The organism is Nocardiopsis terrae (assembly GCF_014651695.1).
GTDB classification, from domain to species: Bacteria; Actinomycetota; Actinomycetes; order Streptosporangiales; family Streptosporangiaceae; genus Nocardiopsis; species Nocardiopsis terrae.
Genome location: NZ_BMXJ01000008.1, coordinates 1 through 11,965, shown reverse-complemented (window position 1 = coordinate 11,965; position 11,965 = coordinate 1). Strand labels below are relative to the sequence as shown.

9 protein-coding genes are annotated in these 11,965 nt (G+C 70.3%); 6 read left to right on the top strand and 3 right to left on the bottom strand.

Annotated elements, in window-relative coordinates; all coding sequences use genetic code 11:
* Positions 1–135 precede the first annotated feature (135 nt).
* A complete protein-coding gene (locus IE195_RS22015; RefSeq protein WP_191274746.1) occupies positions 136–1,581 on the top strand; it encodes a sigma-70 family RNA polymerase sigma factor in 1,446 nt (481 codons plus the stop codon).
* Positions 1,582–1,603: 22 nt separating this feature from the next.
* On the opposite strand, the gene IE195_RS22010 is transcribed toward IE195_RS22015, so the two are convergent.
* Positions 1,604–2,233 carry a TetR family transcriptional regulator gene (locus IE195_RS22010; protein WP_191274744.1) on the bottom strand — a complete coding sequence of 210 codons (630 nt, stop codon included), beginning with the start codon at positions 2,231–2,233 and terminating at the stop codon, positions 1,604–1,606.
* Between the two features lie 370 nt (positions 2,234–2,603).
* Here IE195_RS22010 and IE195_RS22005 point away from each other — a divergent pair, with 370 nt between their 5' ends.
* The 4 genes from IE195_RS22005 to IE195_RS21990 all read left to right on the top strand — a co-directional run bounded on the left by IE195_RS22005 (position 2,604) and on the right by IE195_RS21990 (position 7,023).
* Complete coding sequence (locus IE195_RS22005) at positions 2,604–3,632, top strand: MBL fold metallo-hydrolase (RefSeq protein WP_191274742.1); 1,029 nt, start codon at positions 2,604–2,606, stop codon at positions 3,630–3,632.
* 177 nt (positions 3,633–3,809) lie between these two features.
* The gene (locus tag IE195_RS22000) at positions 3,810–5,165 is read left to right on the top strand and encodes a glycosyltransferase family 4 protein (RefSeq protein WP_191274740.1); all 1,356 of its coding nucleotides are present in this window, start codon (positions 3,810–3,812) and stop codon (positions 5,163–5,165) included.
* Positions 5,166–5,218: 53 nt separating this feature from the next.
* A complete protein-coding gene (locus IE195_RS21995; protein WP_191275220.1) occupies positions 5,219–5,947 on the top strand; it encodes a class I SAM-dependent methyltransferase in 729 nt (242 codons plus the stop codon).
* Positions 5,947–7,023: a glucosidase family protein gene (locus tag IE195_RS21990; protein WP_191274738.1), complete on the top strand. Its 1,077-nt coding sequence runs from the start codon at positions 5,947–5,949 to the stop codon at positions 7,021–7,023. Before IE195_RS21995 ends, IE195_RS21990 begins: the two co-directional genes overlap by 1 nt.
* 108 nt (positions 7,024–7,131) lie before the next feature.
* Here IE195_RS21990 and IE195_RS21985 read toward each other — a convergent pair whose 3' ends face one another.
* On the bottom strand, positions 7,132–10,314 hold the full coding sequence (locus tag IE195_RS21985) for a transglycosylase domain-containing protein (RefSeq protein ID WP_373295674.1): 3,183 nt from the start codon (positions 10,312–10,314) through the stop codon (positions 7,132–7,134).
* A gap of 466 nt (positions 10,315–10,780) precedes the next feature.
* Between IE195_RS21985 and IE195_RS21980 the strand changes: the two genes are divergently transcribed.
* Positions 10,781–11,008, top strand: a complete 228-nt coding sequence (locus tag IE195_RS21980) for a zinc ribbon domain-containing protein (protein ID WP_225942520.1) — start codon at positions 10,781–10,783, stop codon at positions 11,006–11,008.
* A 133-nt stretch (positions 11,009–11,141) separates the two neighbouring features.
* Here the strand turns inward: IE195_RS21980 and IE195_RS21975 are convergent, their stop codons facing one another.
* Positions 11,142–11,777: a class I SAM-dependent methyltransferase gene (locus tag IE195_RS21975; protein ID WP_191274727.1), complete on the bottom strand. Its 636-nt coding sequence runs from the start codon at positions 11,775–11,777 to the stop codon at positions 11,142–11,144.
* Between the last annotated feature and the right edge of the window lie 188 nt (positions 11,778–11,965).

Genomic DNA, 11,965 nt, shown 5'->3' with positions numbered 1-11,965 from the left:
GGCAGGGGCGAGCCCCGGCCGGTCCCGGAGGCGCGGAGACGGTAACAGAAGTCTCACCTTCCAGCTACAGCTGAACGATTCACCCACACTGGAGCGCTCCCCTCGCTAGCGTCACCACAGAACGGGGGGAGAATCGTGACCAGAGGTAACGAAACAGACGTACCGGCGGCCGAAGCCGTCGAGGCGCTCCACGACACCTTCGCGCAGCAGCTGTACCGGTACGCGTGGTCCCTCCTGGGCGATCCCGAACGCCACGGCGGCGGGGACCGGACGGGCGGGGACCCGGTCACCGACGCCGTACACGAGGCCCTGGTCGCCGGAATCGGACTCGAGGCCGAACTCACCGACCCCGCCGACCGGGGGCCCTGGCTGTACGCCCTCGTCCGGGTCGCCTGCCAGCTCCGCGGTTTCGCGCACACCTGCCCCTACACACGTCTGGCGACCGTGCCCGCGGAGGTCCCGGTCGCCCGGATGTTCTCCCGGCTGCCCGCCAGCCACCGGGAACTGGTCGAGCTCAACCTGCGCCACGCGCTCTCCACCTCGGCGGTGTCCCGCGTCCTGGGCCTGGAGCCGCGGATCTGCGGCGAGCTCTCCCGCTCCGCGATCCGCAGGGCCGCGGAGGGCCTCGACGACCTCTCCGCGGACTCCCCCGAGGAGGAGTCCCCCGGCGCGCTCTGGCGCACCCAGGTACAGCAGGTCTCCTCCGCCCTGGCCCTGCTGCGCCCTCCCGGCGCTCCGCCCGGTTTGCGCGCGCGGGTCGTGCACACGTGCACCGCGCCCGAGGCCGCCCAGGAGCGCGCCCGGATCGCCGCCGCCATGCACCCGCTCACCGCTGACGGCTACCCGGTCCACCGCTCGCACCCGTCCGGCGCCGCCGTGGCCGAGGAGCCCGGGGACCCCGGCGTCGGCACGGTCGAGATCCCGCTCCCCCGGGCCCTGCCCGGCGACCGGGTGACCACCGGTGACCACCCCGTCCGCGACGACGCGCGCTCCCCGCTGCCCGCTCCGGACCACGACCCCCTCAACGAGGTGAGGACGCCCGGACACCGGCGCTGGCCGCTGCCTGCGGTCTCCGGCCTGGCCACGGTCGCGGTGGCGGTCGGACTGTGGTGGTGGGCCAGCTCCGTGGACGGGCCCTCCACCGTGATCGACACGGGCCCCGCGGCCCAGGGCGCCCGGTCGGGCACGGAACGGGTGGAGGCGTCATCGACGGCCTCCGACGGTAAGCCGGGAACGGAGCGCGGCACGGCCTCGGCCCCGGGCGCATCGGTTCCGGAGGCCCCCGAGGACCCGGAGCGGGGCGCCCCGGAGGGCGAGGAGCCCAGCCCGCCGCAGGAGCCACGGGGCGAGGAGCGCGACGGAGGCGGGGACGGTTCGCAGGAGAGCCCCGAGGAGGAGCTGACGGACGCGCCGGTCCCGCCCACGGCCCCGGAGGTCGAGCCGCCCGGAGATGATGGTCAGGAACCCGGGGACGGGGAGGCCGGCGGAGACGGGCCCGGGAACGGGGACTCCGACAGCGGGTCGGACGGCCTGCTCGACGGCCTGCTCGGCCTGCTGTTCGGCAGCGGCCGGAGCCAGTAGTGGTCGGGGCCGCGGCCGGCGGTCAGAAGGAGGCGAGCAGGCGCTCGGCCGCGACCTGCAGGCGGCGTTCGGCGTCGTCGATGTCGCGGCGGCCCTTGAGGATCTCCACCAGCTCGAAGATCCACACGCTGGTGAGCGAACCGACCAGGACGTAACCGGTGCTCTCGCGGTCCACGCCGGTACCGGCCTCGGCGGCCTCCTCGTCGGTGGCGTCGGCCCCCTCGAAGTTGCCGGTGGCCACCCGCCACACCAGGTCGCTGATGCGTACGTCGAGTTCGATCTTGACCTCGGCCATGATCAGGGAGCGCACCAGGGCGTCGGCGAGTTCGGGCTCGCGCATGAGTCCGCGGGTGGCGCGCAACAGGACGTCGACGGCCCGGCCCGGGGCGGTGGCCGCGGTGGGCGGACGGCGGACGATACCGCCCTCGAGGAGATCGAGCTCCTCGGTGACCACGGCGACGACCAGGTCCATCTTGGAGGGGAAGTAGCGGTAGAGCGTACCGAGGGCGACACCGGCGCGTTCGGCGACCGAACGCATCTGCATGGCCTCCACGCCGCCGCGCACGGCCAGGGCGGCCGCCGTCTGGACGATGCGCCGACGACGCTGGGTCTGACTCCGCGTCATCGTTCCGATCGGTGCCTGCACCGCCACTGGATCTCCCGTTCGTCTTCGGTCCGCGTGCCGCCGGTGCGCCGCGGACCGGATGCCAGCTCTACCGGACCGGTACGTCACCCCTGACAGACCGACCCCACGAGAACACGTTATCTAAAGAATTCCCTTTGCCGCAGCGCTTCGAACCCATGATCCTCGCCTCATCACCCGATGTGGCAAAGGCAATACGAGATCTTGGCCCAAGCTTTCAGGGCGTCCGTCAGACCTTTGTAGAATATGTTCTATTTTGTCTGGCCGATATGCCCCGGGCCACACCGCACCGATCAGGGCACCCGCCGCCCGAAGGTCCCGGCCACCCCTTCCCTAGAATCGAACCAGATTCGGTTTTCAGCGGAGAGGTCGGCCCAGGATGCGTGACGTTCCCCCAGTAGAGGACCTAGGTGAAGGGCTGTGGAGCATCCCCGTCCCAGTCCCCGGCAACCCGATCGGGTTCACCTACGTCTACGCGATCTCCGCCCCGGGCGGACCAGTCCTCGTCGACACCGGCTGGCACCACGACGACTCGTGGGAAGCCCTGGTCAGCGGCCTCAAGCAGACCGGCCACAGTATCGACCAGGTGCAGGGCGCCGTCCTGACCCACTTCCACGCCGACCACGCCGGACTCACCGGCCGCCTGCGGGAGGCCTCCGACGCCTGGGTCGCCATGCACCCCTCCGACGCCGAGGTCCTGCGGCGCCTCGGTGAGCGCACCGACGACGAACGGAGCGCGTCCGTCATCGAACAGATGGTCCGCGCGGGCTTCCCCGAGGAGGACGTCGAGACCTTCCGCTCCTCCCCCGCCGTCTTCCCCTCACCAGCACTCCCGGACCTCGCGCTCGGCGACGGAGAGCGCGCCGACGTCCCCGGCCTGGACCTGCGTGCCGTGTGGACCCCCGGCCACACCCCGGGCCACCTGTGCCTCCACCTGGCCGAGCGCGACCTCCTCTTCACCGGCGACCACGTCCTGCCGCGCATCACCCCGCACGTGGGCCAGTTCCCCCTCGACTCCGCCGACGGCGACCCCCTGGGCGACTTCCTGGCCGCCCAGGCCCGGATCGGGCGCATGCCCGGAGCCGACCGCCTCCTGTGCCTTCCCTCACACGAGAGGCGCTTCACCGGCCTCCCGGCACGCACCGGGGAGATCGTCGACCACCACGAGGAGCGTCTGGAGTCCATGGCCCGACTGCTCACCCGGGGTGCCACGACCCTGTGGGAGCTCACGTCGAGCCTGGAATGGCGCCGACCCTGGACGGAGATGCGGATCATGGCCCGGCACATGGCGGCATCCGAGACCGCGGCGCACCTGCGCCTGTTGGAAGAGCGCGGCCTGGTCCGCCGAACCGGTCCGGCCGAGCTCCCCCGCTGGGCCAGCGTCACCCGGGCACACGGCCCCGAATAGGATCCCCAGTACCTGATCCCGGCGCCGACCCCGAATGAACTCGCGAGTAACATATGGGGGCGCCACACCGTCCCACCGGCGAATCGACCCGCCTCCGGACGGCCTGCGCCACCGGCGCCGGAAACCCGGCGGCACACGGCGGCGACCGGGCACGCGACCCAACGAAGAGGTGGACTCTTGACCCAGTCGGGCACAAGCACGGGACCGACACCACGGCCCTCAGGCGACCGCCCCCTGCGCGTCGCCCTCCTGTCGTACCGGAGCAAACAGCACGTCGGCGGCCAGGGAGTCTACGTCCGCCACCTGTCGCGGGAACTCGCCGCACTCGGCCACCGGGTCACCGTCTTCTCCGGACAGCCCTACCCGGCCCTCGACGAGGGCGTCACCCTGGAGAAGATCCCCTCCCTCGACCTCTACAACGACGCCGACCCCTTCACCGCCCCGCCCCTGCGCGAGTGGCGCGACTGGATCGACGTGCTGGAGGTCGCCACCATGTGGACCGCCGGCTTCCCCGAACCCCTCACCTTCTCCCTGCGCGCCAACCGCGAGCTGCGCAACCGCCTGGGCGAGTTCGACGTCGTCCACGACAACCAGACCCTCGGCTGGGGCCTGCTCGGTATCAGGTCCGCCGGAATCCCCCTGGTCACCACCATCCACCACCCGATCAGCGTGGACCGCCGCATCGAACTCGAGGAGGCCCGCGGCCTCCAGAAACTCTCCAAGCGCCGCTGGTACGGGTTCGTGAGGATGCAGGCCAGGGTGGCCCGCAGGCTCGACCCGATCCTGGTCCCCTCCCAGTCCTCCGCGGACGACATCGCCCGCGAGTTCGGCGTCGACCCCGACACCATGGAGGTCACCCCGCTGGGCGTGGACACCCGCTACTTCCACCCCCGCCCCGAGGTGCAGCGCGTTCCCGGCCGCATCGTGTGCACCGCCAGCGCCGACAGCCCGCTCAAAGGCGTCAGCGTCCTCCTGCACGCGGCCGCCAAACTCGCCACCGAGCGCGACATCACCCTGACCATCGTCAGCAAACCGAAACCGGGCGGCCCCACGGACCAGCTCGTCGACGAACTGAACCTGCGCGAGAAGGTCGAGTTCGTCAGCGGCATCGGCGACCGGGAACTGGGCGAGCTCATCTCCAGTGCCCAGGTCGCGGTCGTCCCGTCCTTCTACGAGGGCTTCTCCCTCCCCGCCGTGGAGGCCATGGCCTGCGGCACCCCGCTGATCGCCAGCCGCGCGGGCGCCCTGCCCGAGGTCGTGGGCACCGACGGCGAGGCCGGACGCCTCCTCCCCCCGGGCGACCCCGAACTGCTGGCCGCCGAGCTCGCCTCCCTGTTCGACGACGACGCCGAACGCGAGCGGATGGGCGCCGCCGCCTGGCGTCGTGTCCAGGAGCGCTTCACCTGGCGGGCCGTGGCCGAGCTGACCGCTCAGCGCTACGCCTCCACCATCGACTCCGTCGCGGGAACCGGTGCCGGTACCGGCGACGAGAACCGACCCGCGCCCGTGCGGGCCCGCGCGAACGGCGCCTGACCCGGCAGGCCGCGCACACCACGACCCGCAGCACCGTCCCTAGGGAGCCTCCACTGATCACCGTCGACTTCAACCTGTTCCCCGTCGGCCCGGGCGACCGCGTTCTCGACCTCGGCTGCGGCGGCGGCCGCCACGCCTTCGAGATCTACCGCCGCGGCGCCGACGTGGTCGCCTTCGACCAGAACGTGAGCGACCTCGCCGAGGTCGAGACCATGTTCGCGGCCATGGCCCAGGAGGGCGAGGCCCCCGAGTCCGCCAGGGCCGAGACCGTCAAGGGCGACGCCCTCGACATGCCCTTCGACGACGACAGCTTCGACCGCGTCGTCGCCGCGGAGATCTTCGAGCACCTGCCGCACGACACCGCCGCCATGAAGGAACTCCACCGGGTCCTCAAACCCGGGGGGATCGCCGCCGTCACCGTGCCGAGCTTCCTGCCCGAGCGCCTCTGCTGGGCCCTCTCGGAGGAGTACCACACCAACGAGGGCGGCCACATCCGCATCTACACGCGCGCCGAACTGGAGGCCAAGCTCAAGGCCACCGGTTTCGAGATCGGCCCGCACCACCACGCACACGCCCTGCACGCGCCGTACTGGTGGATCAAGTGCGCGGTGGGCACCGACAACAACGACCACCCGCTGGCCAAGGCCTACCACGAGCTCCTGGTCTGGGACATGCTCCAGGCCCCGAAGGTGACCCGCGTGGCCGAAAGACTCCTCAACCCGGTCATCGGCAAGAGCGTCATCGTGTACGTGCGCAAGCCGCGCACCGACGCGGCCTCCTGATGGCGTCCGCGCCGGCGCCCTCCGACCCGGCGGCCCTGCGCCTGCCCGGTGTCCTCAGCTCCGAGCAGCTCTACCTGTCCGCGCACTACCTGGCCCGTTCCCAGGAATCCGGGGGCGCGATCCCGTGGTTCCCCGGCGGCCACACCGACGTGTGGGACCACGTGGAGTGCGCCATGGCCCTGACCGTCACCGGCCTGCTCGTCCCCGAGCACGCCGAAGCGGCCCGCCGCGCCTACCTGTGGCTGGAGGGCGGCCGCCACCCCGACGGCGGCTGGCCCGCCAAGTTCCGTCAGGGCCGGGCCGCAACGGAGCTGCGCGAAGCCAACCACGCCGCCTACCCGGCGGTGGGCCTCTTCCACCACCTGCTCACCACCGGCGACACCGCGTTCGCCGAACGGATGTGGCCGACGGTGGAAAGCGGGTTGGAGTTCGTCCTGGCTCTGCGCGGCAGCCGGGGGGAGATCCTGTGGGCCCGCTCCGAGGACGGCACTCCGGGCGACCACGCCCTGCTCACCGTGTGCGCGAGCGTGCACCACGCGCTGCGCTGCGGTGCGGCCCTGGGGGCCCGTCTGGGCCGGGACCGGCCGGAGTGGTCGGCGGCCGCGGACCGGCTCGGCGTACTCATCAACGAGGACGAGGGGCTCTTCGCCGACCGCTCCCGCTTCTCGATGGACTGGTTCTACCCGATCCTCGGCGGCGCGGTGCGGGGCGGCTCCGCCAAGGAGCGGATCGCCGAACGCTGGGACACCTTCGTCATGCCCGGCCTGGGCGTACGCTGCGTGAACGACCAGCCGTGGGTGACCGCAGCGGAGTCCGCGGAGCTGGTCATGGCGTTGGCTGCGATGGGCGAGACCGAGGCGGGCGTGCGCATCCTGCGCGACGTGCAGCACCTGCGCGACGCCGACGACGGCGTCTACTGGACCGGTTACCAGTTCGCCGAACAGGTGCGATGGCCGGTGGAGCGCAGTACCTGGACCTCGGCCGCCGTCATCCTGGCCGTGGACGCGCTCACCCGCGCCACCCCCGGCTCCCGGGTGTTCCTGCACAGCTGGGAACAGGAGCCGGTCGGCGTCTGAGCACCCGCCCGCCAGCGGCCGAGCACGTGAGAGGGCCTCGGTACCGGATCCGGTACCGAGGCCCTCTCACCGCGCGGGGAGCCGCGGCCCCGCCGCCGGGGGGAGGAGCTACTGCTGCTCCTCCTCTTCCCCCCGGCTCGGCGGGGGCTCGGGGATCCCCGGCTCCTCCGAGTCACCCGGACCTCCGGGCTCGCCCGGCGTGACCGGAACACCGGGCTCCTCCGTTTCGACCGGCTCCCGGGGCACATCCGTTTCCACCGGGTCGACCGGCTCCTGGGGCTCGGTCGTGTCGACCGGTGCCTGCGGTTCCTGCGGTTCCTGGGTCGACACGTCCGGGGCCCAGTCCTCCGTGTTCCCACCGAATTCGGGGCCGGGGAAGGAGGCCGGTTCGAGGCCCTTCACCGCCTCCTGCATGTAGCGGTTCCAGACCTGCGAGGGCAGACCGGTGCTGGAGATGTTCTGCCCGGGGATGGTGAAACTGCGGTTGTTGTCGCTGTACACGCCGACGGACGTCGACAGCTGCGGGGTGTATCCCACGAACCAGGCCGCGGAGGTTCCGCCGTTCTGCTCGTCCCGAACGGTTCCCGTCTTGCCCGCGGTGGGGTGGTTCGGGTCCCACAGGTTCGCGGTCCTGCCGGTTCCGCTGTCGGCCACACTCTTCAGGGCGTAGGTGAGGTCCGCCGCGACGGACTCGGAGAACGCCTGGTCGCTCTCCACCTCCGGCCGCTCGTCCTCGCCTGCCTGGTTGACGATCTCCCTGATGACGTGCGCCTCCACGTGGACGCCGCCGTTGGCGAAGGTCGCGTACCCGCTGGCCTGGTCGACGGGCCGGACGCTGTTGGCGCCCAGGGGCATGACCGGCACGAGCTGGTTGTCCTTGATGCTGCCCTGCTTCAGGCCCGCGTCGTAGGCGGTCTCGCGGATCTCCTCGTAGCCCACCCTCTGGGCGAGTTCGATGTATCCGAGGTTGTTGGAGACCTGGGTCGCCTCGGTGAGCGTCATGATGCCGCCCGGTGCGTTGCCCGCGTTCTGGATGGGCTGGCCGTTGATGTTCTGCGGACCGCGCCCGTCCACCCTGGTGTTGAGGCCGATGCCCTGCTTCAGGGCGGTGGCCAGCACGTACGGCTTGAACGCCGAACCGGCCTGTGCGGAACCGAGGAAGGAGCTGTCGTACTGGTTGTCGTTGTAGTCGTGTCCGCCGAAGAAGGCCAGGACCTCACCGGTCTCCGGATCCACGGTGCTCAGACCGATGTTGATCCCCTCGGGCATCTCCTCCTCCGAGACCATCCCGTCGACGGCCTCGTAGGCGGCGTCCATCATGTCCTTGTCGAACGTGGTGACGATCCGGTAGCCCTGTCGGTTGACCATGTCCTCGGTGTAGCCGAGCCGGTCGAGCTCGCTCATGGCCTCCTGGAGCATGTACCCCCGGTAGCCGCTGACGTCTCCCGTGATCTTCTCCGGCTCGGGGGCCGGGAACTCCATCTCGTCGGCCTCGGCCTGGGTGATCGCCCCGGTCGTGACCATGCCGTCGATAACGTACTGCCAGCGGCTCTCCATCTCGGGAGTGGTCTCCACGTCCGCCTGGCCGAAAGGTGTCGGCTGCTGGATGGCGGCCGCCAGGAAGGCGGCCTCCTCCGCGGTGAGCTCGTCGACGTCCTTGTGGTAGTACGCCTGCGCGGCGGCCTGGACGCCGTAGGACATGCGACCGAAGTAGATGGTGTTGAGGTACTGCTCCATCACCCACTCCTTGTCCTCGCTCTGATCCACCTTGATGGAGATGATGATCTCCTGGATCTTGCGGGACACGGTCTGTTCCCGGGAGACGCCCTCGTAGTAGTTGCGGACCATCTGCTGGGTGACGGTGGAACCGCCCTGTACCTGCTCACCGGTGATCGTGGACCACACGGCCCGGGTGGTGCCCTTCACCGAGACACCGGGCTCGGTCCAGAACCCCCGGTCCTCGGCGGAGATGACGGCATCGACGATGTGGTCGCCGCCGGCGACCATCTCGTCGTAGCTGATGACGTCCCGGTCGGTACCCCGGTAGGCGAACTCGGTCTCGCCGTCGGCGAAGTAGAAGGTCGACCCCTGCTCGACCGCGTCGGCCTTGGCGGCGTCCGGAACCTCGACGGTGGTGTAGAAGTACGCGAAGGCACCACAGCCCAGGATGACGATCAGGCCGGTGACCAGGAGGAAGGCCCGCAGGAGGCGGAACCACAGCGGTTTCCTGCGCTTCTGTTTCTTCTTTCCGGAGCCGCCCCCGGGCCCCTTCGGCCCGCCGGGGCCGCTCGGTGGACCCTTGGGGCCGCCCGGCCCCTGCGGTCCGCCCGGCGCGCCCGCACCGTGCTCGGCGGGGTCCCCCTGCCGGGGGCCGCCCGAAACTCCGGAGACGTTCCCCGGACCGGAAGGCGGGGCAGCGCCGCCCGAGGCCGCGGCCGATGTCGCACCGGCCGCGGGCGCCGCTGCCGCACCCTCAGAGGAGTCCTCGGGCTCGGGCCTGTCGGTGACGTAGTCGGACAGACGACGGGGCTCGGGCCACAGCGCGGCGGTCTCCTTCTCGGCACCGTCCTCGGAACGCTGCTCCGAGGTCCGCGATGCGTCTTCCCCGTCCCCGCTGTCATCCTCCGGAGGGACTCCGGCGAAGGACACCGCGCCCGGGGCGGGCGCGGGCATGGCCTCGGTCCGGGCGGGCCCGTCCGGCTCCCCGTCCTCCTCGACCCCGGCACCGTCGTGCCCGGAGCTCTCGTTGTCGGCGTCCTCGTCCCCGGAACCGCTCTCCGTGCCGGCGGAGGGATCGGCACCGCGAGCAGGCGTGTCGTCGTCCCCGGTTCGGAGGGGTTCGGTCGCGGGGACCGGCCCCGCCGGGGCCGCGGCCACACCGGTTTCGGGCAGCGCTTCGGTACGGACCTCGTCCGCAGAGGCGCCCTCCTCCGCCGAGGAGGTGTCCCCGGTGTCAGAGACGGTGTCCCGTTCGGGTTCGGCGGAGCCCTGGATCGGGATCTCCTGTGTCTCGGGCTCGGGGTCGTCTCCGGCCCCGCCCCTGGCATCCTTTTTGTCGGAGTGCTGGTCAACGTCTCCGGGAACCGTCTCGGAGGTCCCCTCCCCGTCAGCGTCCTCCTGTGGTGCCCTGCCCTCCACGTCCTCCTGGGCGCCGGCCACGACGCCGGTCTCCGGAGAACTGCTGTGCTCCGTCTCGCCGTCCGCCTGCTCGCCCTGGCCCCCGGAGCTCTCGGAGCTCTCGGAGCTCAGATCACCGGGCTCGAAGCCCTGTTCGGCGAGGGTTCGTGCCACGCGCTCACGGAAGAAGGTGCCACTCGTCTTGAAAGTTATCGGCCCTGCGATGAACTCCGGTTCGGGCTGCCGGTCACTCTCGGGTTCCGCAACCGGGGTCTCCCCCTCTGATTGATCCTCACCTGTGGTGGGTAGATCATCACCCTGGGGGCTCGCCTGACTGGACAGATCCTCGGTAGAGGTGTCGTTCGTCTCCGGCGTGTTCGAGTCAGGACGCTGTCCATCCGTCCCGCCGCTGCCGTGTGTGCTCTCGCTCAGCTCCCCGCCCCCATGGCAAATCACGTCCGGCACCGTGCCGTCCTGATGTTTGACGCGCGAGTGCCCCTGATCGGTTCAGTTCGAGTCAGGACTGAAGCGGTATTTCGGGGAAATCGTCACCATCGCTCAACCCTCACCGACACAATACCTGCACGTAACCGCGCCAAGGTCGGATCCGTAACCACGCAGTCACCTGGTCTCCCGGAGGATGCCCCTGGTGCACCCGGCCCACACCACGATGGACTGCGCAGGCTGCGGAGCGAGAGCCAAGCACGCACTGCCGCTGTCCCAACGCACCTACACCTGCACTGCGTGCGGGGTGTCCCGGTCACGGGACAAGAACTCCGCACACGTGATGCTGGTCCGGGCTGGTCTGTACCCGGGCGGCGCTCAGGGCGTAAGACCTGATCGTCCACAGGGCGAACAGGCGGCCTGAGCCCCGAACCCTCGCAGACCTCATGGCGGGAGAGGATGAGAATCCCTTCCCTTCAGAGGTGGGAGCAGTCAATTCTTACCGAAGGCTTACCCTCCAGACGCGTGCAACTTGCCGGATGTCGGATCACTCACTTTCAGCCACTGACACACTCCAGAACACGCATGGAACCGACCACCCGGACCTCCTTGAACCTCCCAGAGTCGAGCGCCCGGCAGTAGATGTTGTAGGGCGGACGTCCGCCGTCCTCCGGGTTGGGGAACACGTCGTGGATGACGAGAGCACCGCCGACCGCGATGTGCGGGGTCCAGCCCTCGTAGTCGTTCTGCGCGGCGGTCTCGCTGTGCCCGCCATCGATGAAGAGCATGCCGAGTTCGGTACCCCAGACCGCGGCGACGTCGACCGAGGCCCCCGCGATCGCGATGACCTCTTCCTCCAACCCTGCCCCGACGATCGTGTGCCGGAAGTGCGGGAGAGTGTCGAACCTGCCGGTGACCGGGTCGATGAGGGAGGTGTCGTGGTACTCCCAGCCCTCCTGGTGCTCCTCCGAACCCCGGTGGTGGTCGACCGTGATGATCTTCGTCCCGGCGATACGGGCGGCCGCACCGAGGAAGACGGTGGACTTGCCGCAGTAGGTACCGATCTCCACCACGGGACCGCGGTCGGCGTACTCCAGGGCGGTCTCGTAAAGCGCCAGGCCCTCGTCGGTGGGCATGAAGCCCTTTGCTGCCTCGGCAGCGGCCAGCAGCTCGGCAGGGATTGTCTTCGTCATACCGGAATTCTCCCACCAAGGGAGGGCATCCTTGCCAGCGGCCTTACTTTCACATGTTCACAAACCAGGACACAAAAAAGAAGGAGGGGAGAGGCCGCCACAACAGCGACCCCTCCCCTCCTTCTCTTCAAGAAAAACCGTGGCAGCGACCTACTCTCCCACCCCACCACAGGGCAGTACCATCAGCG

What these genes read in the sequence shown, in the direction of transcription:
- IE195_RS22005 (WP_191274742.1), top strand. Translation starts at nt 2,604, where the DNA reads ATGCGTGACGTTCCCCCAGTAGAGGACCTAGGTGAAGGGCTGTGGAGC.
- IE195_RS21990 (WP_191274738.1), top strand. Translation starts at nt 5,947, where the DNA reads ATGGCGTCCGCGCCGGCGCCCTCCGACCCGGCGGCCCTGCGCCTGCCC.
- IE195_RS21980 (WP_225942520.1), top strand. Translation starts at nt 10,781, where the DNA reads ATGCCCCTGGTGCACCCGGCCCACACCACGATGGACTGCGCAGGCTGC.
- IE195_RS21975 (WP_191274727.1), bottom strand. Translation starts at nt 11,777, where the DNA reads ATGACGAAGACAATCCCTGCCGAGCTGCTGGCCGCTGCCGAGGCAGCA.